We start from the raw sequence: 23,574 nt of genomic DNA on the forward strand, positions 1-23,574 counted from the left end.
GGCCGGGCCGCCTGATCGGGGGGTGGGTTCGGGGGTGCCTTGGGGTGTCCGTGCGCCTGGGGTGCCGTTTGTCGGCGGCTGCGCCGCCTCGGCCTCAAACGCCGGCCGGGCTAGATGATTGCCCCGGGTGCGGGTGCGGGTGCGGGTGCGGGTGTCCGTTCGTTCGGGTGTGTAGACGCTCGCTTATGTGGTTGAGGCGCGTGGCCATGGAGTGTGGGGGCGGGGGGCTGTTGGGTGGGGGTATGACGAAATCAGTTCATGTGCAGGACAAGATCACCCTGGTCATCGGTGGGACCGGGAAGACCGGGCGCCGTGTTGCCGAGCGGCTCGCCGCGCGTGGGGTGTCCGTTCGGGTCGGGTCCCGGAGCGGGGAGCCGGGCTTCGTGTGGGAGGACCCGGGCACCTGGGAACCGGTCCTGGAAGGTGTCGGGTCCGTCTACATCACGTACTACCCCGACCTCGCCTTCCCGGGCGCCGCCGAGGCCGTCGGGGCGTTCGCCCGGGTCGCCGTGGACCGGGGGGCCCGGCGCCTGGTGCTGCTGTCCGGGCGTGGTGAGGAGGGCGCCCGGATCAGCGAGGACAAGGTCAAGGAGTCCGGGGCCGACTGGACGGTGGTCCGAGCCAGTTGGTTCGCCCAGAACTTCGACGAGGGCTTCTTCCTGGACTCGGTGCTCTCCGGCGAGATCGCCCTGCCGACCGGGGACGCGGTCGAGCCCTTCGTCGACGCCGACGACATCGCCGACGTCGTCACCGCGGCCCTGGTCGAAGGCGGCAGGCACATCGGCAGGACCTATGAACTATCCGGTCCCCGGCTGCTCAGCTTCGACGACGTGGCCGCCGAACTCTCCCGGGCCACCGGGCGCGAGATCACCTACGTACCCGTCACCCTCGACGCCTTCCGCGCCCATCTCACCGAGAACGGACTGCCCCTCGACTTCGCCGACCTCTTCGACCTCCTGGTCGATGGACGCAACGCGCATCTCGTGCACGGAGTGCGCGAGGCGATCGGCAGGGAACCCCGCGACTTCGCCACCTACGCGCGGGACGCGGCCGACGCCGGAGCCTGGAAAGTGTGACCTGTCGTAAAGAGTGACCCGTCGTAAAGAGTGACCTGTCGTAAGGGTGATCGATCCGACGGGTGGTCCATCGGAAAAGTCACCCCCAGGGGGGAACCCCGCAGGGTGCGCGGTGGACGGAGCCTCCGCCATGATGCGCGGGTGCACCGCTCACTCGCCGCTGTCGGCGTCTCCTGTCTGATGGCCGCGATCACCTGTACGGCGTGCGGGCGGGCGGACGTCACCGACAACGCCCCCGGCGCCCGGCAGGCCGTCGCCGCCGTCTCTTCGCCGGGTCACAGGACCACCGCCTACCTGGGCGAGAGCAGGGCGCTCGACCTGCCGGTGCCGGATCAGCCGGCGATCTCCCGGGCCGCCGAGAAGACCGGCGTACGGAAGCCCCCCGCGCAACTGACCGTCACACCGGACGCCGTACTCACCGACGCACGCCCGGCGGCGAACGGTGGACGCGGACCGGCCGACGCGGAGCGCTGGGACGCCGTCCGCGTCCAGGTCACCAACACCGGCTGGGACACCTACGAGGGAGGCATCGGTGACTCCTTCACGCTGCTCGACACCGGCGGACGCAGCCACCGGCCGGTGCCCGGCATCGCCGGGCTCACGGTCGGCGACACGCTCGAACCGCGCGGGCGGCTTCTCCTCGGCGAACGGGCCGACGGCTGGGTCACGTTCTCGCTGCCCGGCGACGCCACGGCGAGCGAACTGCGGTTCGGTGACGCCCGATGGCGCCTCTGAGCACCTTCAGCACCGGAAGCCGAGCGCCTCCGCGGCCTCCGCCGGCGTCGGCTGCGTCCAGCGTTCCGCCATCGCCTGGGCCGACGACAGCGAACGCAACTCCGCCCGGTCCAGATACAGCGTGCCGTCGAGATGGTCCGTCTCGTGCTGGACGATCCGCGCCGGCCAGCCCGCGAACTCCTCGTCCACCACCCGCCCGTGCTCGTCCAGCGCCCGCAGCCACACCCGGTCGTGCCGGGCCACGACCGCCTGCCACCCCGGCACGCTCAGACAGCCCTCGAAGAACGCGGCATGTCCCGTGCCCACCGGCTCGTACTCGGGATTGATCAGCGCCCGGAACGGCTGCGGCACCCGGCCGCGCACCTCCGCGATCTCCGGCGGCACGGGGGCCGGGTCCTCGATGACCGCGAGCCGCAGCGGCACACCGATCTGCGGGGCGGCGAGCCCGACGCCGGGCGCCGCGCGCATCGTGTCGCGCATCGCCGAGACGAGGGCCGCCAGGCGTACGGGGTCCAATTGGCCGTCGAAGGGCTGCGCGGGGCGGCGTAGCACCGGATGGCCCGCGGCGACGATCGGCAGCGGCCCCGGAACGGCCAGCAGCTCGTCCACGAAGGCGACGAGGTCGGCGGCGGTGACGAGGTCAGTGGGTGTGACGGGGTCACGGCGTCCGGCGGGAGTGGTCATGCGGCCAGAATGCCAAACGCGGCCGGGATGCCCAACGCGGCGCGGGGCGCACGCCGATCCCCTCGGCATACGCCCCGCGCCCCCGGAGGGGCCCCGCTCTCAGTCGGTCAGCTCGATCTTGCCGTTGACCTTGCCGCCGCCTGCCGTCTCGGCCGCCACCTCGGCGGATCCGGCGCCCTTGTCGGACGTACCGCCCTGCCCCAGGTTCTTCAGGAGCGCGGCCAGGTCGACTCCCGTGGTGGAGCTGAGGAGTTCGACGCCCTGGGCGACATTGTCGGCGACCGTACGGGACAGCTGGCTCGCGCCGTCCGTGGAGATCACCGTCATCTTTTCGACGGCGCTCAGCGGCTCCGACGCCTTGGCGACGACCTGCGGAAGCACCTCGACCAGCATCTGGAGCACCGCCGCGTCGCCGTACTGCGCGAACGCGTCCGCCTTCTTGCGCATGGCGTCCGCCTCGGCGGCACCCTTCGCACCGATCGCGGCGGCCTCGGCCTCACCCTCGATACGGACGGCGTCGGCGAGCGCGGCACGGTGCGCCTTCTCGCCCTCACCGGTGAGCCGCGACCGCTGCGCGTCCGCCTCGGCCTCCTTGACCTGCGCGATCCGCCGCGCCTCGGCCTCCTGCTCGGCCTGGTAGCGGGCCGCGTCGGCGGGCTTGCGGATCTGGGTGTCCAGCTCGCGGTCGGTCAGCGCGGCCTGCCGCTCGGCGACCTTCTCCTGCTCGCTGAGGACCTGCTGGCGCCGCGCGGCCTCGGCGAGCGGACCCGCCGCGTTCGCCGTCGCCGCGGCCTCGTCCGTCTGCGCCTTGATCTCGGCCTGCTTCAGGTACAGGGTCCGCTGCGCGATGGCGATCTCTTCCTCGGCCTTGAGACGTGCCTGCTCGGCGGCGCGCCGGGCGACCGCCTCGGCGATGTCGGCCTCCTGCTTGGCGCGCGCGGCCTCGGGGCGGCCCAGGTCCTCCAGGTAGGAGCCCTCGGTGGTGATGTCCTGGATCTGGAAGGCGTCGAGGACGAGGCCCTGTCCGGACAGGCTCGCCTCCGCCTCCTCGGCGACCTGCCCCGCGAACGCGGCCCGGTCCCGGATGATGTCCTCGACCGACATCCGGCCGACGATGGAGCGCAGGGCGCCCGAGAGCACTTCCTGCGTGAAGCCGACGATGCCGCCCTGCTGGGCGAGGAACCGCTGGGCCGCCGCGCGGATGGAGTCCTCGGTGCCGCCGACCTTGACGATCGCGACGCCTTCGAGGTTGGCCTTCACACCGCGCAGCGTGACCGCGCCGCGCACGGCGATCGGAATGTGCCGGCTGGACAGGTCGAGCGTGAACTTCTGCTGCACGAACGGCACGACGAACACGCCGCCGCCGACCACGACCTTCTGGCCGCTGTTGTCCGTGAACACCCGCCCGGTCTCCGGGTCGGTGGACTGTTTGCCGCGCCGCCCCGTGACGATGAAGGCTTCGCTGGGCCCGGCGACCTTGTAGCGCGTGACGACGATGAGAGCGAGCAGGACGAGGAGTACGACGACTCCTATGACGGATATGGCGACTGGGCTCATGAGGTGATCCCCCCTGCCTTCCGGGGACGGCAGATCGAAGCGGTACGTGTGGGTATTGGTGGGTGTTGGCGGTGTGCGGTGGTGTGTAGCGGTGTGCAGTGGTGCGTGGTGTTACGTGGGGTGGGGGAGTGGGCGGTCAGTCGCCCTCGGTGTGGACGGGCCGGACCACGACCGAGGTGGGCGTGGGCGCCGCCTCGACCCAGACCTCGGCGCCGTACGCGACGGCGACCGCGCTGCGGGCCGAGAACTTCATCGGCTGGCCCCCGAGGCGGAGCATGACCTCGCCGTAGCCGTCGGCCGGGATCGCGGTGACGACACTGCCCGCGGTGCCCACGAGGTCGGTGCCCCGGGGAGTGGCCGCGGTCTGGTCCCGCATGAGGGCCCGACTGAAGCGCCAGGTGAGCCAGGCCGCGCCGGTGCCTGCCGCCGCGCCCGCGACGGTCGCGGGGCCCGTACCGAGTGAGGTGGCGCCGAGGACGATGGCTCCGCCGAAGCCGAGCATCGACACGAATCCGGCGATGACCGGGAGGGACAGGAACCCGTCGAACAGTCCGTCGATGACGGAGACGCCGCCGAAGAGCCCTTCGATGACCCCGTCGAAGACGAGGGAGAGAGCGAGGACGGCGAGGCCCGCGATACCCAATCCGAGAAACCAGGTCATCGTCGAACCCCCTCCGTGCAGCCGTCTTCCTTCATGTCCCGCTCGGCCTTGGCTCCGCCCGGCCCGGGTCCTGTACCGGCCCTGGCGCTACCTTGACCACCGCCATGATCGCATGAACACATCATGGAACACATTGCCGGGTTCCGGCAGTCTTTACGCTTCTTTGATGCCGGGCGCGGGGCCGGGGTCACGCCGGGGTCACGCCGGGCCCGGCCGGGGTCACGGGTGCGCGTGATCGCCGGCCCTGGCGTCGGGGCGGTGGCCCAGGAGGTCGGCCAGGCCCCAGCGGGTCGCCGCGACCACCACGCGGTCCTCGGGGCGCAGCACGTAGCCGGGGTGCAGCTCCCAGAGGAGCCGGGGTGGTGTCGCGGTGCCCCGGGCATCGGGTGGCGGGGCGGGGGCCGGGATCGTGGGCGCCGATCCGGTGGACCCCGTGTCCAGGGCCAGCACCCGCCACGCCCCGGGCCGGAACGCCTCCGCGACCGTACGGCCCGCGAGCTGAGGATGTCCGGCGACCTCGACGGCGGCGATGAGCAGCACCCGCCGCTCGACGGGGATCGCCCCGAGGATCTGCCGCCCCATCATCGCCCCGGCGAAGGCGGGCGCCGCGAGATAGGAGACGCTGCGGCTGCGCGTCGTCGCCCGTGGATGCGCGCTGCGCAGGGTCCGGTACACGGCGGTCGCGAAGTCGTCGTCGTACAGCCGCATCACCACGCGCAGTCCGGGGTCGACCGACCTGGCGTACAGCGCGGCCTCCAGATTCGTCGTGTCCACGCTGGTCAGCGCCAGCAGCGAGTGCGCACGGTGCACCTTGGCCGCTTCGAGTACGCCCTCCTGCGTCACGTCCCCGAGCACCACCGGAACCCTTAACCGCCGGGCCAGCGCGAGCCCCCGGGCGTCCGGGTCGGACTCGACGCACACCACGGGAATGTCGAGTTCCCGCAGCCGGGCCAGTACCCGGGTTCCGATCTTGCCGAGGCCCAGCAGAACGACATGCCCGGACAGCCCGCGCGGCGGCCTGCGTACCGCCGAGTTGCTGCGGAAGGTGCCGAGCGCCTCAAGGACCGCCGCGAACAGCACCGGGAGCAGCAGCAACCCGACCAGGCCGGAGAGGAGTTGAAGGATCTGGCGGGCGGCGGGTTCGCCGGTGGCGGGCTCGTTGATGGAGAACAGGTCGAGCAGTGTGAGATACACGGCGTGCAGCGGATAGTCGCGGTCGCTGGTGGTGAGCATCGCGGCGACCGCCAGCGCGAGGACCGCACCGACCAGGCCCGCGAACGACCAGCGCAGCCGCCGCGACAGCAGATGGCCGAGCGGTACGCTCCGCCGGCCCGGCAGATCCGGCCCCGAGTACGACACGGTCTCCAGGACGACCCGCCCACGCGCGGCCCCCGCCGCCACCGTCTCCTCGTCGGGCAGGAGTTGGGGCCCCGGCACGCCCCCGTCGGGCGCCGGTTCGGCGGACGGGTCCGACAGGAGCGCCAGGGTGCAGATGTCGGACCTGCCGGGAACTCCGGGGCCCGTACGTTCGGCGGCCCGCAGGATCAGCCCCTCCGCCTCGACCACCTTGCTGGTGCCCGCGACGGCCGCCGCCGCGAGCGCCGGTGCGGCCGTGTCGGCGTCGGACAGGATCGTCGTCGACGCGTCGAACTCCCGCGCAGACATCCCGGGCGCCGCGAGCGCCGCCGCCTGGTCGAGCACGGCCTCCAGATACTGGCCGAGCCTGCGGTTGTAGAGCCGGATCACCAGCCGCAGCCGGGGGTTGAGACGGCGGGCGGCGAGCGCCGTACGGATGTTGGTCTCGTCGTCGTCGTGCACCAGCGCGAGCGCCGCCGCCCGTTCCACCCCCGCGTCGGCCAGCACCTCGTCGGTCACCTCGTCGGCCTCCACCAGCCGTTCGGGCAGGGCGGGTTCGCCGTTGCCCGCCGCGCGGTTCATCACGGCGGAGACCCGGCCGATGAACGCGGAGGCGCGGGCCCGGCCCACCACGGTCGGGCGTGCGCCCCGGCCGGCGGGTGGCAGGACGAGCGTCACGTGCTCCCCGTACACGGACCGGAGTTCGGTGGCGAGGCGCCGCCCGAGGGCGTCGTCCCCGCAGACGACCATGTGTCCGGAGGGAGCGGCGGGAGCGGCTGCTGGTTGCGTGGGGAGAGCGGGCACGAGGAGTAAGACTGCCGCACGCCGTCCACGGTTTCACGCCCTTCGCGATCTTTCCGGATCGCGGTCCGGGCCCGGCCGCCCACGGCACGGGCTCAGAGTCGGCGTACGGGTGTCACCTCGACGAACGGGATCAGGTCGTGGCCGACACGGTAGTAGTCCTCCGCCGTGCCGTCCGTCTCGATCCCGCACGCCTCCATCAGCCGCCGTGCGGCCCTCGGGTGGCGGGGTGCGTAGCCGGCCATGGCGCGGCCCGACTCCTCCGGCCTCATGGCGCGGGCGACCGCCGCGACGCGGTGCCTGCCGACCTGGACCGTCACATCGGGGGTGGCGCGGACGTTCCGGTACCACTGCGCGCCGGGGCCGAAGCCGGACGCCAGGTGGTACGCGCCCGTCGCCCGGTCCCGTCCGGTGATCTCCAGGACCACCTGACGGGCCTCGCCCGAGGTGCGGCCCGTGTGCGTCAGGAGGAGGGTCCGGTGGCCGAGCAGGGCGCCCAGGTGCCAGCGGTAGAGCAGGATCGGGGCGCGGGCCAGACGCCGCCGCCAGCCCGTCGGTGACGGCGTCTCGCGGACCTTGCGCGCCATGCTGCCCCTTTTCGCCGACGACCCGGACACCCGGCCGACCGGCTTCGATTCGATAACAGCACCGTGGCGGGAACGAGTCTCCACGGTGACCTTTGCATAGTCTCCCTTCGGGAAGGGGCCAAGGGGGTCAGGCGTGAGCAATCCAGGGCGAATACGGCGTGTCGGCGGAGGAGACGGTTCCGGTACCGGTCACACGGTGCTCTCCGTGCTCCCGTTCGCCGTGATGGCCGTCGTGGCCGCAGTCGACCTGTCGGTCGGCCCCGGCGTCGGTCTGCTGCCTCTCGTCTCGCTCGGTCCCGCCTTCGGCGGACTCGTCGGCGGCTGGCGCCGCACCGCCCTGATCGGCCTCATCGCCCTGCTCCTGTGCTACGGACTCGGCGTGTACAACGACCTCTTCGAGAACCGGCGCGGCTACACCGCCCTCGCCTCGGTCGCCGGGGTCACCGTGGCGGGCGTCGTGGCGGCGCTGATGCGGCAGCGCAGGGAGGCCGAACTGGCGAGTTTCCGCTCGATCGCGGAGGTCGCCCAACGCGTCCTGCTCCGCCCGGTGCCGCGCGGCGCGGGACATCTGCGGGCCGCCGTCTCGTACATGTCGGCGGTCGCCGAGGCCCGGATCGGCGGAGATCTGTACGAGGTCGTACCGGCGCCCGGCGGGGTCCGCGTCATCATCGGCGACGTCCAGGGCAAGGGGCTCGACGCGGTGGAGACGGCGGCCGTGGTGCTCGGCGCGTTCCGCGAGGCGGCGCACGACGAGGACGGCTTGCCGGCGGTCGGCGCGCGGGTGGAACGGGCGGTGGACCGTGCCCTCCAGGGCGAGAAGTTCGTCACCGCGCTCATCGGCGAGATCAGCCCCGACGGCGGCGCGACCTTCCTCAACTACGGGCACACGGCGCCGATGGTGGTCCGCCACGGCGGACAGGTCGAGTTCCCCGAGCCGCCCCAGTTCGCGCTGCCGCTCGGCCTCGGCATCCACGGCACCGAGTCCCCCCGGCCGTTCCGCGTGGGCTTCGGTCCCGGCGACCAACTCCTGCTCCACACCGACGGCGTGACCGAGGCCCGCGACGCCGAGGGCCGCTTCTACCCACTGGGACGGCGCGCCCACCTGCTGAAGGACCCCGACCCGGAAACGGCTCTGGACGCCCTGCGCGAGGACCTTCTCCAGCACACGGAGGGTCCGCTCCATGACGACGCGGCCCTGCTGCTTCTGCGGTACCGGGACTGACGGCCTCCTCGAAGGGGCGCGGCTCAGTCCTCAGGGAGCGGCCGGAGCACCGGGCGCCGGAGTGCGCGGGCCGAGGCGATCAGGACGTGCATCCGCTCGGTGACCTCGGCCAGGCTGTCCGCCGGACGGTGGAACGGCAGCCGTACGTCCCCGTGGCCCCGGGCCCGCTCAAGGCGGAGCGTCAGCCCGTACCGGTCGAGCGCGAGCGGCTGTGCGCGGACCACGCCGTGCAGGCTCTCGGCGTCCACGAGCCGCGTCAGCCACTCGACGGCGTCCCCGTGCGCGTCGGCGAGATGCGTGAGCAGATGCGCCTCCGCCAGGGCCAGCGGATCGGGCGCGGCCCGCGTGAACTCGTCCGGGTCGACACCGATATGGCCGCTCGGCGCGTGCAGCACCACGCACGACACCTTGAACAGGAGATGCCCGCCCCCGGCCCCCACCCCGCAGCCTTCGTCGGCCCCCGCGACCGCCCCCGCATCGGCCCCCGCGCCCGTATCGGCGACGAACCGCCCCGACAGCCACAACCGGGACCGGATCCGGTCCCGTACCGGCACCGGGGCCGCGTCGCAGAACTCAAGGAGTGCGGTGGGCTCACCGCGCGGCGCGCACACCGCGGCGGCGGCGAGCACGCTGTCGTCGGGAACGCACAGCCGCACCCCGCCGTCCTCGGTGACGGCGTGTGCGCCGACGAGTTCCTCGCGGCAGTTCTCCGTCGTCACCGCGCAGGACCACGCGGCGGCGAGCATCGAACGCGCCCGTTCCGCCGCGGTGGGGGCGGTCGCGACAGCCTGACGGACACCCATCCGTACCTCCAAGATTAGGTAAGCCTTGCCTAACTTAGCGGATTCGGGGGTGGGAGGGCCAGGGCGCGCCGGTCACGCGCCGGTCACTGGTACACGGTCACGCTCGGCGCCGGCGTGCCGTCCCCCGCGAACGCCACGGAGTTCATGAGGGCCTTGGCCGGGCCGAGCAGGGTCGTCGGCTTCTCGTCGGCGCACATCGACGTCCGGAGCGCCCGCCCCTCTCCTGCGACATCGTCCGGCGCCCACCGCACCGTACTGACCTGCTCCTCCATGCCCAGCAGGCCGCAGCCGATGTCGCGCTCGTCAGGGTTCGTGTCATCAGGAGGCGCGAGCTGGGGTGTGTCCTCGGCCCGGTGTTCGGGGTCGGGGACCAGCCGGAAGGCGATGGCGATCGGTACGACGCGCAGCGTGACCCCCGTGGAGCACATGCCGCCTCCGCCCAGTTCGTCGTTGCACGACAGGGCGGGCGATGTGAGCTTCTGGCTGCCCACGTATCCGACGACCGTGGTGCCCGACCTGACTTCGACGGTCACCGTGTCCCAGCCCTTGGGCGCGGTCACCACCAGATCCGCGAGATCGGGGAACCGCACGTCGGAGGTGGCTGGGGAGGACGCGGCGGACGCCCTGCTGTCGGGCGCCGGGGCCGGAGTCCAGGGCCGCACCAGGGCGACGACGGCAGCGGTGGCGGCGAAGGCGCCGACCGCCGCGGCCCGCCGCCGCCTGCGCCGCCGTACCCGCCACAGGATCCGGTCCATTCGATCGGGCGGCGCCTCCAGCCGGGGCACCGCCCGGTCGAGCAGCACCCGCAACTCCTGCTCCGGATCGGGCTCACGCACGGACGTCACCTCCTTCGGCCTCGACGTACTCCGGTACGGCGAGATGGGCGCGCAGCACGCCCAGCGCCTTCCAGGTCTGACTCTTGACGGTGCCGGGGTGGCAGCCGAGGATCCGGGCCGTCTCCGCGATGTCCAGATCCTCGAAGTAGCGCAGGACCACCACGGCCCGCTGGCGCGGCGGCAGCCGGCGCAGCGCCTCGACGAGCGACCGCTCCAGGTCGACGGCCGCGAAGGCGTCGCCGCGCTGTGCCACCTCCGGCAGCTCCCCATGCGGTATCTCGCCCCGCCAACGGCGCTGCCACATCGAGGCATACGTGTTGAACAGGGCCGCGCGCACGTATCCCTCGGGGTTCTGGTCCGCGATCCGCCGCCAGCGCGGCCACACCTTCGCCAGGACCGTCTGCAACAGGTCCTCCGCCAGATGCGCGTCTCCGGTCAGGAGCCACGCCACCCGCAACAGGCGTGGACCGCGCGCGGTGACGAACTCCTCGAAGTCCCCTACCGCTTCCTCCACCGTCGAGCCCCCGCCGTCGCGCCCTTGTCGCCGTATGTGTCACCACATCACTTCAACCGGGCGGGCGCGCCATCAGGTTGCCCCGGTGCCGAACGAAATCCCCGCGACCTCCGCCGGAGTTCTCCCCCGGAATGTTTCCGGCCGATTACTGAACGACGACATTCCGGCCAGACGGCCGAACGGAACTCCCCGCGCCCGCCTGATTCCTGGATTCCCGTGGCCGTATTCCGTCACTTCACGCCACTGATTCAATACGCAAGGTTACTGAAACGCAGGGGGTCGACGTGAATTCCGGCGCCGAACTCGGCAGACTCACGCTCGCCGACCAGGCACCGATCCACCAGGCACCGATCCACCAGGCACCGATCCACCAGGCACCGATCCACCGGGCATCCACCCGAGCGGAAGGACGCACACCATGCCGAACACCGCGCACTGGGCAGCGACGGGAACGCTGATGACAGCGGCACTCTGCGGACCGCTGACCGGCCCCGCGCACGCTGCCCCCGCCGCGGCGCCGTCGGGGCTGTACGCGCCGTCGGCCCTCGTCCTCACGGTGGGCCGCGGTGCGAGCGCGGCGAGCGCGGCGCCCGAGCGCGCCGCCACCCTGAGCTGCGCGCCGACGGCGTCCGGCACCCACCCGGCCGCCGAGCGGGCCTGCGACGAACTCACCCGGGCCGCCGGTGACTTCGCGGCCCTGCCGGACACCGGAACCGGTGTGTGCACCCGGCAGTACGACCCGGTGGTCGTCACCGTGGAGGGCGTCTGGCGGGGCCACCGGGTCACGTACGAGCGGACCTTCGGCAACGACTGTGTGAGGAACGCCCAGGATTCGGCGTTCTTCACGTTCTGAGACCGGGACCTTGCGCGATCACGGTCCGTGGGGGGCCTTGGTCGCGCGCGTGGGGGGTCCCAGTGGGGGACCGGCCGGGTGGGGTTTGGCCCCCGCCCGGCCGGTCGAGCACCAACCGAGGGTGGCGCGGACTGCAGGAGTCCGCGCCACCCCGGCCATCCCGGCCGCCTCAGCGACTCCGGTCGTCCCGGCCGCCGGGCCGCGTACCGACGACGACGGTCGCATACAACTCGTCGCAGCGCTCCACGCGCGCGGGGAGCCCGTCGCGCGCGAACACCTCGACGGCACCGGCCGCCTGACGCTCGCTCGTCTCCACGAGCAGATGGCCGCCGGGCGCCAGCCAGCGGGGCGCGCCGGCCGTCACCCGGCGCAGGACGTCGAGCCCGTCGGCGCCGCCGTCGAGCGCCACCAGCGGTTCGTGCTCGCGCGCCTCGGGCGGCAGCAGCCCGACCTCGCCGGACGGCACGTACGGCACATTGGCGAGCAGGATGTCGACCCGGCCGCGCAGCCCTGCGGGCAGCGGGGCGAACAGGTCGCCTTCGAACACCTCGCCCCCGGTGACGTTGCGGCGGGCGCAGGCCACGGCGGCCGGGTCGACGTCGGACGCGTACCACTCGGCACCGTCCAGCGCCGCGACCACCGCCGCGCCGACCGCGCCGGAGCCGCAGCAGAGGTCGACGACGACGGCGTCCGACCGGGGCGCCAGGTCCACGGCGCGGTCGACGAGGAATTCGGTGCGGCGGCGCGGTACGAACACCCCGGGGTCGACCGCGATCCGCAGTCCGTGGAACTCGGCCCAGCCCAGGACGTGTTCGAGGGGAAGACCGGCCGCGCGGCGCTCCACCATCGCGGAGAGTTCCGCCGGGGTCCGGGCGGTGGACAGGAGCAGCCGTGCCTCGTCCTCGGCGAACACGCACCCGGCGGCGCGCAGCGTGGAGACGACCGTGGGCAGGGAAAGCGAAGGAGAGGGTGGCGGTGGGACCGTCATGGGGAAGGCATGCCTTTCGGGGAGCCGAAGGGCGCTCTCCCGGTCACCTAAGCGCGGTGGACCGCTCGGCCGAAAGGCGAGAGCACCCGGCCTGAACTGGCGGAAATGTGTCTCACCTCCCCGGTGGTTCCTCGCTGGGAAAGGGAACACTACCCGAGCGCGTCGGACACGGTACAGCGCCCCGTCCGCACCCGGAGATAGCGCTCCGCGGCGAGTACCGCCTCGCGGCCGTCCTGCTGCCCCATCAGCACACACAGCGTGTACGCCGTGTCCTCGAACCGGCCGCGGGCCGCCTTGTTCGACGGATTGGCCAGCGTCAGGCGTTCCCACACCCGATACCGCTCCAGCAGTCCGGCGACCTGTGGTTTGTCCGGCAGAAGCATCACACCGCTCACCTCCCGACGGCACTCGCGTCGACGCCGACATCTTCACCCCAAACCGTCCGGTCCTCCTGTCGGACCGGAGCCGCCACGCCGGAACAGAGCGGTCCGGGCAAGTGAAATCCCTCTCGTGTTGCACGAGTGGAGTAATGGCCGCAGTCTGGAGTAACTCAGAAGCGACAACCGCTCACGCTTCGTATTCGGCGCTCGTCCCTGACGGGCGAGGAAAGCGACTGTGCTTCGCGGGTGAGGAGCCACGCACATGAACGATCCGTCCCCTTGCTACTACTGCGTCGAGGTAGAGGCGCATCAGGAACGGGTTTCGCAGATAAGGCGCATTCTGGCCGCACATCTCAAGTACTGGAAACTCGACCTCCAGGTGGCGCCCGTGTGCCAGGGCGTCGACGAACTCCTGTTGAACGTCGTCGAGCACGCCGACGCGAAGAACGCCGTCGTCGAGCTGTGGTGGAACGGCAGACATCTGATCGCGTCGGTGTCCGACAACGACAGGCGTCCGCCCCGGTTGCTCGGCCCCGCGCGCGGCGGCCTGGCGAAGGTCGCGGCCCTCAGCGACGGCTGGGGCACCTGCGGGACGCCGGGCGGCGGCAAACTCGTCTGGTTCACGCGCCGTGTGGAGGCCGCCGAGCGGATGCCGCTCACCTGGCCGATCCCGGCCCCGGCCCTGCGCGAGGCCATGCGCGGCCCGACGTACGTGCCGGCCCTGGTGCCGGTGGGCGTCCCGGCCGGCGCCCTCGACACCGACGAGTGGGATGCCGTGGCGGCGCGGGCGCCTTCCCCCTCTACGCCGTCGCCGTGTCCGTCGTCTCCGTGAGCCGCGCCAGCGTCCCGGTCAGCCCTTCCCAGGACTGCTCGGCGTCGGCCGTCCCGGTGTGCGGCCCCCGGAACAGATCCAGGAAGACGGACACGTCGTCCAGGTCCCAGCGCAGCCGGTACAGCGCCAGCGCGGCCGGATCGGGCACACGCCCGGCGGCCTCCGCGTACCGCGCGAGGTCGTCCGCGCCACGGGCCACCAGCCACAGATCCCGCTCCGGTACGGCGAGCCCCGCCGTGTCCCAGTCGACCAGCAGGGGCCGGGTGCCGAGCCGCAGCAGATTGCCGGGATGGGGTTCGCCATGGGTGACGACGGCCGGCGCGTTCCGCTCCCGCAGGGCGGCGGTCTCCCGGTCGAACTCGTCCAGGCGGCGCCGGAACCCCACCGCGTGCTCGGTGACCAGCGCCCTCGCGGACTCGGCGTAGGGGCCCCCGCTCCAGGGCCGGTCCAGTGCGCCGAGCGCGGCCTCCAGGGTGGCGCGGGACGGCAGTTCGGGTGCGAGGAGGGGTACGGACGCGGGCGGCGCGGCTCGGTGCAGCGCCGCCAGGAGATCGAGTACGCGACCCCGTTCCCCGGTGTCGAGCGGCTGTCCGAACTCTCCGGCGGTCGCGTCGAGGAACGGGAACACGCTGACGGCGTACCGCTCGTCGAGCCGCAGGACGGTCCGGCCTTCGGGTGTCCGCTCCGGCGCGACGACGAAGTCCAGGTCCTCGCGCAGCGACGCGGCGGTGTCCATGGCGCGCCGCAGCCCTTCGTACGCGGCCCGCGCGCCGGTTCCGCAGTGCGGCTTGTGCGCCAGGTCGGCGACGGTGACGAACCACCGCCGTTCGCGAGCGTCGACAGCGGTCCAGTGATGGTCACCGAAGCCGACCGGCGCGTGCGTGAGGGACACCGTGTCGATCTTCCACGCGGTCAGGGCACGGCGCAGTGCGGACTCGTCGACGTCCGTGGGCTGGTCCTTCATGCGAGCGACGCTAGCCTGCGGGTCGCCGCCCCGGCACGTCGTTTTCCTTTCGCCGGGGCGTGACGCGTCGCCGCGGTGTCACTCGTACCGCCGAGTCACCCGGTCGGCTCCAGGACGAAGACGGGGATCTGCCGGTCGGTCTTGGTCTGGTAGTCGGCGTAGTCCGGGAAGGCGGCGACGGCGCGGTCCCACCAGAGCGCCTTCTCCTCGCCGGTCACCTCACGCGCGGTCATGTCCCGGCGGACCGGGCCGTCCTGGAGTTCCACGCGGGGGTCGGCGAGGACGTTGTAGTACCAGACGGGGTTCTTCGGGGCGCCGCCCAGCGAGGCGACCACCGCGTACGTCCCCTCGTGCTCGACGCGCATCAGCGGGCTCTTGCGGAGCTTGCCGCTCTTGGCGCCGATCGACGTGAGAACGACGACGGGCAGGCCCCGCATGGTCGTGCCCTTGGTCCCGCCGGAGCTTTCGTACAGTTCGACCTGGTCGCGGGCGAACTGGCTGGGGCTCGGCTCGTACTCGCCTTCGAGCGGCATGGCGACTCCTTCGTCTCGTGGTGTCCCGTGTCCCGGCAGAGCCGGTGATCACGAGTCAACAACGCCCGGCGGGGAAATCTTCCTCGCCTCGCCCGAACGGCGGTCACCTTCGTGGCGGAAAGCTTCGTGGTGGAAAGCTTCGTGGCGGAGGGCGTCCGCCGGTGCCGTCACGCCGGCGCCGATCTGCTGCCGGTCGGACCGGGGCGCCGGCGGGGGCGCGTCCTCCTGTTCCCCGTCCGGGGCGCCGTCGCGGTCGGTGTCCCGGCCCGAGTCCTCGCTCTGGCCCCGGTCCCCGGCCTCGTCCGAGTCCGCCTGCGCGCCGTCCGAGTCGCCCGGAGTGTCGGTGATCTTCTTCGTCGACGGTGACGCCCCCTCGGTCGGTGCGTTCTTGGCGCTCATCGGTATCGGGTCGATCAGCCACCGCTGTTCGGGGGACGCGTCGCGGATCTTGACCACCACGGCCGCGCCCTTCTCGGCACCGGTCGGAGCGATGGCGAGGTCGTCGTCCCAACGGGTGATCAGCCGGCCCTGGACCGTCAGGTCGTACCGCACGTCGTCCGCGCCGGGCGCCGTCGGTCCGGCGCAGCGGCCGAGCGACACGGTGCCGTCGTCCGCGTGGGAGTTCAGACAGAGTTCCGTGTCGGCGAGGCTGCGCAGCAGTCCGTCGTCCTCGTACGCCCATTGCTGTGTCCGGGCCGTCGAACAGTCGGCGAGCGTGGTGCCCGCGCCGGACTCCGCCCTGCCGCCGACGACGTCGATGCACAGGTCGGCGGCGGCATTGCGCAGTCTGCTGCGCAGCGCGTCGACGGGGAGCCCGGCCGACGCGGGCGGGAGGTCCGGCGAGGTGACGGGCGGGGTCGCCGGCCTGCCACCGGGCGACGCCGCGGCCCCGCCGGATCCGGCGTCGTCGGCGCCGCTCGGCCACAGACTGGCGGTGAGGACGGCCGCGGCCAGGACCGCCGAGCCGACCCCGATGCCCGCGACGACCGTCTTCGAATCGCGGCGGTGGGAGCCGCCGTCGCGCCGGGGAGCGCCCTTCACGATCACGGGCAGCAGCCGGTGCCGGCCCGCGCCGGTCGCACGCGGAGCGGGACCTTCGGCGGAGCGGGACGGCGAGGACGTCCGGGACGGGAAGGCGGCGCGGGTCGCGAAGGCGGCGCGGGACGGGAATCCCGGACGGGGCGGGAAGCCCGGGGTACGCCTGCTCAGCCGTGCCGCGAGATAGGGGCGGGCGCCCCGGCCGAGTACGGATTCGGCAAGAAGTACGCCCAATTTCCCGTTGAAATGGCTGAGTTGTTCGGCGGCTGACCGGCAGTGCTCACAGGCGCGGAGATGCTGCTCCACGTCGGGCAGAAGGGGGCCGCCGCGACGCATCGGTACGTCGAGCAGGCGGTTGTAGTAACGGCATTCCTGAAGCGTCGCCAGGTCGATATGGGCGCGAAGGCAAGCTGTCCTGAATTGATCGCGCGCCTGTTCCCTTTTGACTTCCGCCTCACCGTTTTCCATGGCCAGCAGACCGGCCGGTACGGATAGCGGCTCGGCGTCGACCTCGGTGTGCCAGAGCAGGTACTGCGCGGTTCTCGACAAGGACCGGAATGCGCGTCCGGCGAGTTGCCGGTTCTCGGCGATGCGTACCCGTCCGGCGCGTGGATCCCGTCCGGCGACCGGCCCCCGGCCCTCCGGGAGCAGGGCGGCGATGGCGGGGTCGGTGCTCCACGCCGTGGCCAGGTCCCGTACGCCGAGCAGGAACAAGGGGCGCAGGGCGAGGGCGGGCTCGGTCCTGCGGAGGTCGTCGAGGACGCGGCGGAAGGCGGCTGCCGCGAGCATCGGCGTGGTCTCGGGCGATGCGGCGGAGCAGATCGCCGCGTAGTCGTGGACCGGTTCCCAGTGGCGTATCAGCAGGGCCGCGACGGCGTGGGTGTCCTCATCGGCGGTGGACGTCCTGAGGATGGCGGTGAGGTCGTCGTCGGGGCGGCCGGGCGCGGACCCGGCGCTGGGCGGATAACTGGGGCGAGGGGGGCGCGGGGACGGCACAGCGATAGGTCCTTCCAGGGCGCACGGGGCACGCAGAAGATCAGGCCGGCGAGAGGACGACTCCGCGGCGGCACACCTTGCCGACGGCGCTCGGGGGATGGGGCCTCGGCGTGACAGGCCGTGTGATGCCGCCGCCTGAACGCCTTTTGGGGTCGGGCGGCAGGAGGACGTTCCCCTCAAGGGGACCGATGGTGCTGACTCGGCCATTGCTCGTGCGGTAACGCTGTCACCCTGGCACATACGGCTCACGCGTAACAAGGGAAATGGGGAAAGGGCCCGGACGAAAAGCGAGTTGTCCTTTGGGTGTGCCCACCGAAGAGGCAACTTGAATACGATTCAGCGGTAGTTGACGTTTCTGTCGACAGTAAGGTCCGTACCAATGTGGCCGAATGGGGCCCGTTCCTGACCGGCGGCGTCCGAGGGCGATCAGGCGCCGACGACCCCGTCGATTCCCTCGCGCAGGAAGTCCGCGTGACCGTTGTGGCGCGCGTACTCGTGGAGCAGATGCAGCATCACCAGGCGCAGCGAGACGTCCGCGCCCCAACGGGCCTGATATCCCGTCACATCCAGGGATTCCGCCTCCTGTTCGATCCGGCGGGCGTGCTCGACCTCGGCGCGCCAGGCGTCGAAGGCCTCCGCACGTGTCGAGTCCTCGGCGTCGTACGCCACTTGGAAGTCGCCGTCCTCCGACCAGACCAGCGGAATGTCCTCGGCGCCGATCACCCGCCGGAACCAGGTCCGTTCGACCTCCGCCATGTGCCGCACCAGACCGAGCAGGGTCAGTGTCGACGGCGGCATCGACCGGCGCCGCAACTGCTCGTCGGTCAGCCCCTCGCACTTCATGGCGAGCGTCGCGCGCTGGTAGTCGAGGAAGGCCCGCAGCATGTCGCGCTCGTCGGCGATCAGCGGAGGCGCGATGCGGTCGTCGGTCATGGCGGGGCCCCTTCGGTGGCGAAGGGATCACCCTATGCGCCGGGGGTGGGTGCGCCGCGGTGGGGCGACGGCGCGGACAGTTCGAAGAACGTTGAAGTGCTTGTGACGGCCGGGGCGCCGAAGGCAGGCTGCGGGGGCGAGGCGCCGCCGGAACCTCACCGGCCGGCGGCGGAGCGCAGAGGGGCCGGTGCGGGCCGGCAGCCGTCAACGGGGGACGGCTGCCGGCCCTCCCGGTCGACATCGGCGGCCACTCGCGGTCCGGGCGCCCGTCACCTGTGGCCGTCCAGGTGCCGCAGCAGCATCAGGGCCACGTCGTCCGTGCGTTCCCCGCTCTGCTCGCCATGGCGCAGGAGATGGTCCGCGAGGTCTTCCAGGGGCTGGGCGGGGGCGGTGGCCAGTCGGTGCGTGAACTCCGCGAGGGCGTCGTCGAAGTCGGTGCCGCGGGACTCGACGAGCCCGTCGGTGTAGAGGGCCAGGAGCGAACCGGGCGGGAAGGGCACCACGGTCCTCGGATAGGTGGCGCCCGCCTCCACCCCGAGCAGCGGGCCACCACCCACGCCGAGCACCCGGACCCGGCCGTCCGGTCCGCGCAGCAGCGGCGGCGGATGCCCGGCCCGCGCCAGCACCAGCCGGTCGGCGGCGGAGTCCACATGGAGATACAGACAGCTCGCCAGCAGGTCGGCGTCCAGTTCGACCAGCAGCCGGTTGACGCTGCGGACGACCTCCGTCGGTGGCTGGCCGACCGCCGTGTAGGCGCGGACCGCCGTGCGGACCTGGCCCATCAGGCCGGCCGCGGTGACATTGTGTCCCTCGATGTCCCCGATGACCGCGGCGGCGCCGGTACCGGCCGGCATCAGATCGTAGAAGTCCCCGCCGATCTCCATGCCCCGGGTCCCCGGCAGATACCGGGCCGCCGCCTCGATGCCCGTCAGCCGGGGCAGCCGGTGCGGCAGCAGCGCGTCCTGGAGGCCGTGCGCGAGACGGTACTTGGAGTCGTAGAGGCGGGCCCGCTCCAGGGCCTGCGCCACCAGGCCGCCGAGGCTGGTGAGCTGGGCCCGCTCCTCGGCCGGAAAGGACCGGGCGTCGGCGTAGCCGAGGACGCAGATGCCCACCGGGCGGCCGGAGGCGATGAGCGGCAGATACGCCCAGGCCGCGAGCCCGTCGGGGGTGGTGCGGCGGCCGGGGTAGAGCCGTTCCAGCTCCTGCCGCGACTCGAAGAACGCCGGGACACCCGTGACGAGCGCATGGGCCCCGGGGCCCGGCGCGGTGAGCGGCATCCCGTCGAAGCGGTCCACCATGGACGGGTCCGGGTAGCCGCGATGCCCCAGTACGCGCAGCCTCCCGTGCTCCGAGCCGAGGACCACCAGCGCGTCACCGCCGAGCGCGGGCAGGATCTCGTCGGCGACGAGCTGGATCACGTCCTGCACCCCGACCGCCTCCGTGAGGGCGCTCGCGAAGCTCAGGATGTGCCAGACGTGTACCAGACGCCCGGCCTGAGCGTCGGGCTCCGTGTCCGAACGCCCGGGAACCGCACGGGACTTGGCCTCGACGATCCGCAGAGTGAGCCCGCGAGTGCTCGGGTACAGCCGGAACGACAGCCAGCTTCCCGGCGGGCGCAGTGCCACGAACGAGGTCGGCTGCTGACTGATCAGCGCGGCACGGTAGCGGTCCTCGTACACCGGGTCGTCGAGCCACGGCAGCGCTTCCCACAGCTGTCTGCCCAGGATGTGCTGGAGGGTGGTGCCGAGCAGGTCGACCGCCGCCGTGTTGGCATACGTGACCCGGCCCTGGAGGTCGAGCGCGCACATCCCGTACGGCAGCCGCGCCACCATGCGGACCGCCTCGACGGCGCCCGCCGCGACGCTCGCCGGGCCGGGCGCCGGCGGATTCCCGTGCGGGACGACGGGCCGTCCCGCACGGGCGGCATGCTCCAGGCGGAGGGCGAGCAGGTCGCAGGCGGCGGTGAGCAGTTCCCGCTTCCGGTCGGGCGCCTCCGGCGGCTCGGGCCCTGGCCAGATCACGAACACCGCGCCGTAGGTGACACCGTTCGCCGCGATCGGCAGGGAGGCCACCGTGAAGGCGTACGGGACGACGACCGCGACCCGGGGGTAGCGCGTCGACATGTCCTCCTCGCCGCTCACCCAGACCATGCGGCGCTCCCGCGCGGCGTCGGCGACCGGGAGCGGGGTGCTGAGGGCGACGCGCTCCCAGGGCGCGGCGAAGGATCTCGGGAGGCCCCCCATGACCGCCATGACCAGGACCGGCTCATCGGGTGCGAGGAGGTAGACGGCGCCGGCGTGGGCCCGCACGTCGTCCATCATGTCGGCGAGTGCCTGCGTGAGAAGGGGCTCCTCGGCCGGGGCTGCGGCGGGCGCGGGGGCGACGGCAGGCCGCTGTCCGGTGGATGTCCAGTCCGACACGACGGATCGCCTCCTCGGCCTGTCACGCCTCCGGGACGACTGCCCGATCGGGCTCCCGAACAACAAGGCTGCCCGCTGCGTGCCGTTCCCGCACGGCGAGGCGGAGCGATCCCGACGGCCTGCGCCGGGGGCGGTCAGGAGGCGGTGTCCGTCTCCTGCGGCTACTTGTTTTCCGGCTACTCGTCCCCCGGCTGCTCGGGCAGGCCGGTGTTCGGGATGTCGAACTTGCGCGCGTACTGATCGTTGAGTTCGTTCCAGCCGAACTCTGTCGCCGCCATGCCCCGGATCGGCGGGATCGGATCGCCGTCGAGGAGGTGCTCGGCGACATCGAGGCAGAGGTGCCAGCCCGCGGCGACCTTCGGGAGCCAGTCCCGTGCCTGGACGGTGTGGTGCAGGGTGAGCCGGGTGCCGGGACCGGTGGCCGTCAGCTCCCAGCGCAGGACGTCGTCGCCGAAGGTGTATTCGAGGAGCGTCGGCGGTTCGGCGCGTGTCACCTCGGCGGGCAGGTCCTGCGGCTTTTCGTCGTCGATCATGGTGAGCGTGGTCTCGCCCGGTGTGCCGAGGGCGCGGGCGGCGGTGTACGGGGCCCAGGCGGCGAGCTGGTCGGGCTCGGTGAGCGCGGCCCACACCTTCTCGGGCGGATGCCGCAGATCGCGCGTGAAGACGAGCGTCCAGCGGTCGCCGGCGGGCGCGTAGTCGACTTGGCCGATGGGGCTGGGACGGTAGGCGTCGGGGGTCATGACTCCTCCTGGGAGTTCCGTTCGGGGGCGGTATCGGGGGCGGGGTCGGTATCCGGGTCTGGGCCGGGGTCGTCGAGCGCGTCGAGATGGCGCTCAAGGGCGTCGAGGTGGTGATCCCACAGCGCGCGATAGGGCTGGAGCCAGTCGTCCAGGGTGCGGAAGGGGCGTGCGTGAATCCGGTAGATGCGCTGTTGTGCCTGCGTACGGCACGTCACGAAACCGGCGTCGCGCAGCACCTTCAGATGCTTGGACACCGTGGGCTGACTGACCCGCAACGTCTCGACCAGCTCATTGACGCTGCTGTCGCCCACCAGGAGCCGGTCGAGAATCCGGCGGCGAGTGGGTTCGGAGAGCACGGAGAACGTATCCACGGACACGGCTCTATATTCCTTGTACGGTATATACCTGTCAAGGTATACGAGACTCCCGCAGTCCCCGGGTGCTGTGCTGTGCCGCGCCCCGCCCCCCTGCGCGGCGGGATATCCCATGGAGAACCAGGCCCCGATCACCGATCATGAAAGGCGTCGACCCGGTCGCCGGAAACCGGTCGACGGAGAGGCTGCGCAGGAGGCCGGGCAGGTGCTGGAGATCGTCTGTGACGAGTCCGGATCGGACGGGGAGAACCTCATCGGCGGCAACACCGATGTGTTCGCCCACGCAGGCGTGCGCGTCGGTACCGGCGTCGCGGAGGCGGCCCTGGTGGAGATCCGGGACCGGGTGCGCTCCCCGGCCCGTGAGTACAAGGCGAACCATCTGCTCCGGGAGAAGCACCGCCCGGTCCTGACCTGGTTCCTCGGCCCGTCGGGGCCGCTGGCCGGCGGGGCGGGGGTGCATCTGACGGACAAGGCGTTCTTCGCCGTCGGCAGGGTCGTGGAGCTGTTCCTCGGGGAGCCGGGACGGCCGCCCGGCGCCGGGATGTTCCGGGACCCGGGGGTCGAGGAGATCGCCGTGGCGCTCTACCGCGAGGGGCGCCGGACGCCCGAGCGCGCGCGGTGGCGGCGCTTCCTGATCGCGTCCAACGACGTGATGCGGGTCAGATACCGCGTGGAGGACGCCGACCCTGTCGACGTGTTCTTCCAGGCGGCCGACGGTCTGTGCCCGCCCGGCGACGGCGGGGGCGGGCTGGGCGGGATTCTGGATCTGCTGCGGCGGGAACGGCCCCGCGCCGAGGAGTTCCGGGCGCGGATCGCCGGGACCCCGGACCCGATTCCGGCCATGGACCCCCTGTTCCCCGCGATCGCGGCGACGGCCGCACACGCGCACGGGCCGGGCCGTCCCGTGACGCTGGTGCACGACCGGCAGAACATGCTCACCGACGAGCGCGTCGCGTGGCTCAGGAGCGCGCTGCCCCTGGCCGGGCTGCGGCTCGTCGCCTCGTGGTCGGATCCGCGTGTCCAGCTCGCGGACTTCCTCGCCGGAGTGGCCCGCAAACTCGCATCCGACGAGCTGAACGACCGGGGCGACCCGGAGCTGACCGCGCTCCTGCGCCCGCATGTGGACCCGCTCTCCCTCTGGGCCGACGGGCGGAGCGGGTCCCTTCTGGGGGTGGCCCGGCAGGGCGGGGCCCGGTCAGCGGCGGAGGGATGAGGACAGGTCACCGTTCGGGTGCAGGGTGACGCGCAGGAAGGTGTTCTGCGCGGACGCGTCGTGCCCGTTGGCGATGATGACGCCCACCTTCGTGCTGCCTATGAAGATGTCGGCCTCGTAGTGGTGCGGTCCGAACTCGTACACCTTCGCGGTGGTCTTTCCGTCGGCGAGTGTCGGGTTCGACACGAGGACGCCGCCCTGTCCGAGGACGGGGCCCTGCTGCTGGCCGGAGGAGGGGTTGAAGGGGTTGAACGGCTCGGGGGGCACCGAGGACGCGACGGCGCCCGACGCGGAGAGACCGACGACGGCGACGGAACTGACCGCGAGGCCAGTGGCCACGACGGCCTTACGGAACGACGGGAGAGCGCGCATGAGGGAGGGTTCCTTAGCGGTCGGGGGCAGGGGGGTCGCGGGGGAGTCGCGGTGCGCCACCGGCGTCACCCGTGTCGACAGCTTCCACGACGCTCGTCAAGGTTAC

Annotated in this window: 24 protein-coding genes; 6 read left to right on the forward strand and 18 right to left on the reverse strand. The window is 72.3% G+C overall.

From position 1 onward, the window contains the following. The first annotated feature begins 242 nt into the window (after positions 1 to 242). Both ACIQNU_RS30890 and ACIQNU_RS30895 read left to right on the forward strand, forming a co-directional pair. Positions 243 to 1,076, forward strand: coding sequence for an NmrA family transcriptional regulator (locus ACIQNU_RS30890; protein WP_401372684.1), 834 nt, complete (start codon positions 243 to 245; stop codon positions 1,074 to 1,076). A 141-nt stretch (positions 1,077 to 1,217) separates the two neighbouring features. Beyond that, complete coding sequence (locus ACIQNU_RS30895; protein ID WP_401372685.1) at positions 1,218 to 1,811, forward strand: hypothetical protein; 594 nt, start codon at positions 1,218 to 1,220, stop codon at positions 1,809 to 1,811. Between the two features lie 6 nt (positions 1,812 to 1,817). Here the strand turns inward: ACIQNU_RS30895 and ACIQNU_RS30900 are convergent, their stop codons facing one another. The 5 genes from ACIQNU_RS30900 to ACIQNU_RS30920 form a co-directional block, all read right to left on the reverse strand. Further along, positions 1,818 to 2,495, reverse strand: a complete 678-nt coding sequence (locus ACIQNU_RS30900; protein WP_401372688.1) for a peptide deformylase — start codon at positions 2,493 to 2,495, stop codon at positions 1,818 to 1,820. A gap of 99 nt (positions 2,496 to 2,594) precedes the next feature. Further along, a complete protein-coding gene (locus ACIQNU_RS30905; protein ID WP_401372691.1) occupies positions 2,595 to 4,052 on the reverse strand; it encodes a flotillin family protein in 1,458 nt (485 codons plus the stop codon). 136 nt (positions 4,053 to 4,188) lie between these two features. Further along, complete coding sequence (locus ACIQNU_RS30910) at positions 4,189 to 4,713, reverse strand: hypothetical protein (RefSeq protein WP_401372694.1); 525 nt, start codon at positions 4,711 to 4,713, stop codon at positions 4,189 to 4,191. 219 nt (positions 4,714 to 4,932) lie between these two features. Beyond that, entirely contained in the window at positions 4,933 to 6,819 is a 1,887-nt protein-coding gene (locus ACIQNU_RS30915) for an NAD-binding protein (protein WP_401372855.1), read from the reverse strand. Between the two features lie 146 nt (positions 6,820 to 6,965). Beyond that, positions 6,966 to 7,457 (reverse strand): nitroreductase family deazaflavin-dependent oxidoreductase, encoded by a 492-nt coding sequence (locus ACIQNU_RS30920; RefSeq protein ID WP_401372697.1) that lies wholly within the window; start codon positions 7,455 to 7,457, stop codon positions 6,966 to 6,968. A gap of 223 nt (positions 7,458 to 7,680) precedes the next feature. On the opposite strand from ACIQNU_RS30920, the gene ACIQNU_RS30925 reads away from it, so the two are divergent. Continuing rightward, a complete protein-coding gene (locus tag ACIQNU_RS30925) occupies positions 7,681 to 8,679 on the forward strand; it encodes a PP2C family protein-serine/threonine phosphatase (protein WP_401372856.1) in 999 nt (332 codons plus the stop codon). A 23-nt stretch (positions 8,680 to 8,702) separates the two neighbouring features. On the opposite strand, the gene ACIQNU_RS30930 is transcribed toward ACIQNU_RS30925, so the two are convergent. The 3 genes from ACIQNU_RS30930 to ACIQNU_RS30940 form a co-directional block, all read right to left on the reverse strand. Continuing rightward, positions 8,703 to 9,482, reverse strand: a complete 780-nt coding sequence (locus tag ACIQNU_RS30930) for a DUF2470 domain-containing protein (RefSeq protein WP_401372700.1) — start codon at positions 9,480 to 9,482, stop codon at positions 8,703 to 8,705. A gap of 83 nt (positions 9,483 to 9,565) precedes the next feature. Next, complete coding sequence (locus ACIQNU_RS30935) at positions 9,566 to 10,318, reverse strand: hypothetical protein (RefSeq protein WP_401372703.1); 753 nt, start codon at positions 10,316 to 10,318, stop codon at positions 9,566 to 9,568. Then, complete coding sequence (locus ACIQNU_RS30940; protein ID WP_401372706.1) at positions 10,311 to 10,832, reverse strand: SigE family RNA polymerase sigma factor; 522 nt, start codon at positions 10,830 to 10,832, stop codon at positions 10,311 to 10,313. Before ACIQNU_RS30940 ends, ACIQNU_RS30935 begins: the two co-directional genes overlap by 8 nt. A 418-nt stretch (positions 10,833 to 11,250) precedes the next feature. Here ACIQNU_RS30940 and ACIQNU_RS30945 point away from each other — a divergent pair, with 418 nt between their 5' ends. Further along, entirely contained in the window at positions 11,251 to 11,685 is a 435-nt protein-coding gene (locus ACIQNU_RS30945; protein ID WP_401372709.1) for a subtilase-type protease inhibitor, read from the forward strand. A 169-nt stretch (positions 11,686 to 11,854) separates the two neighbouring features. On the opposite strand, the gene ACIQNU_RS30950 is transcribed toward ACIQNU_RS30945, so the two are convergent. Further along, positions 11,855 to 12,673 carry a putative protein N(5)-glutamine methyltransferase gene (locus tag ACIQNU_RS30950; protein ID WP_401372712.1) on the reverse strand — a complete coding sequence of 273 codons (819 nt, stop codon included), beginning with the start codon at positions 12,671 to 12,673 and terminating at the stop codon, positions 11,855 to 11,857. 149 nt (positions 12,674 to 12,822) lie between these two features. Continuing rightward, the gene (locus tag ACIQNU_RS30955) at positions 12,823 to 13,056 is read right to left on the reverse strand and encodes a DUF5133 domain-containing protein (protein ID WP_401372858.1); all 234 of its coding nucleotides are present in this window, start codon (positions 13,054 to 13,056) and stop codon (positions 12,823 to 12,825) included. Between the two features lie 259 nt (positions 13,057 to 13,315). Here ACIQNU_RS30955 and ACIQNU_RS30960 point away from each other — a divergent pair, with 259 nt between their 5' ends. Further along, the gene (locus ACIQNU_RS30960) at positions 13,316 to 13,885 is read left to right on the forward strand and encodes an ATP-binding protein (protein WP_401372715.1); all 570 of its coding nucleotides are present in this window, start codon (positions 13,316 to 13,318) and stop codon (positions 13,883 to 13,885) included. On the opposite strand, the gene ACIQNU_RS30965 is transcribed toward ACIQNU_RS30960, so the two are convergent. The 7 genes from ACIQNU_RS30965 to ACIQNU_RS30995 form a co-directional block, all read right to left on the reverse strand. After that, on the reverse strand, positions 13,854 to 14,849 hold the full coding sequence (locus ACIQNU_RS30965; protein WP_401372718.1) for a phosphotransferase: 996 nt from the start codon (positions 14,847 to 14,849) through the stop codon (positions 13,854 to 13,856). The genes ACIQNU_RS30960 and ACIQNU_RS30965 overlap by 32 nt on opposite strands. Before the next feature lie 95 nt (positions 14,850 to 14,944). Continuing rightward, positions 14,945 to 15,382, reverse strand: a complete 438-nt coding sequence (locus ACIQNU_RS30970) for a nitroreductase family deazaflavin-dependent oxidoreductase (protein WP_401372721.1) — start codon at positions 15,380 to 15,382, stop codon at positions 14,945 to 14,947. 48 nt (positions 15,383 to 15,430) lie between these two features. Further along, positions 15,431 to 17,416: a ricin-type beta-trefoil lectin domain protein gene (locus tag ACIQNU_RS30975; RefSeq protein WP_401372724.1), complete on the reverse strand. Its 1,986-nt coding sequence runs from the start codon at positions 17,414 to 17,416 to the stop codon at positions 15,431 to 15,433. A gap of 426 nt (positions 17,417 to 17,842) precedes the next feature. Then, positions 17,843 to 18,349 carry a DinB family protein gene (locus ACIQNU_RS30980; RefSeq protein WP_401372726.1) on the reverse strand — a complete coding sequence of 169 codons (507 nt, stop codon included), beginning with the start codon at positions 18,347 to 18,349 and terminating at the stop codon, positions 17,843 to 17,845. Between the two features lie 269 nt (positions 18,350 to 18,618). Further along, a complete protein-coding gene (locus ACIQNU_RS30985) occupies positions 18,619 to 20,670 on the reverse strand; it encodes a SpoIIE family protein phosphatase (protein WP_401372860.1) in 2,052 nt (683 codons plus the stop codon). A 275-nt stretch (positions 20,671 to 20,945) separates the two neighbouring features. After that, the gene (locus tag ACIQNU_RS30990; protein ID WP_401372729.1) at positions 20,946 to 21,509 is read right to left on the reverse strand and encodes an SRPBCC family protein; all 564 of its coding nucleotides are present in this window, start codon (positions 21,507 to 21,509) and stop codon (positions 20,946 to 20,948) included. Then, the gene (locus ACIQNU_RS30995) at positions 21,506 to 21,886 is read right to left on the reverse strand and encodes an ArsR/SmtB family transcription factor (protein WP_401372732.1); all 381 of its coding nucleotides are present in this window, start codon (positions 21,884 to 21,886) and stop codon (positions 21,506 to 21,508) included. Before ACIQNU_RS30995 ends, ACIQNU_RS30990 begins: the two co-directional genes overlap by 4 nt. A 202-nt stretch (positions 21,887 to 22,088) precedes the next feature. Here ACIQNU_RS30995 and ACIQNU_RS31000 point away from each other — a divergent pair, with 202 nt between their 5' ends. Then, positions 22,089 to 23,096: a hypothetical protein gene (locus ACIQNU_RS31000; protein ID WP_401372734.1), complete on the forward strand. Its 1,008-nt coding sequence runs from the start codon at positions 22,089 to 22,091 to the stop codon at positions 23,094 to 23,096. On the opposite strand, the gene ACIQNU_RS31005 is transcribed toward ACIQNU_RS31000, so the two are convergent. Continuing rightward, positions 23,079 to 23,468: a hypothetical protein gene (locus tag ACIQNU_RS31005; RefSeq protein WP_401372737.1), complete on the reverse strand. Its 390-nt coding sequence runs from the start codon at positions 23,466 to 23,468 to the stop codon at positions 23,079 to 23,081. The genes ACIQNU_RS31000 and ACIQNU_RS31005 overlap by 18 nt on opposite strands. Positions 23,469 to 23,574 lie beyond the last annotated feature (106 nt).

Origin of the sequence: Streptomyces sp. NPDC091292 (genome assembly GCF_044757265.1) — a bacterium.
Lineage (GTDB): Bacteria > Actinomycetota > Actinomycetes > Streptomycetales > Streptomycetaceae > Streptomyces.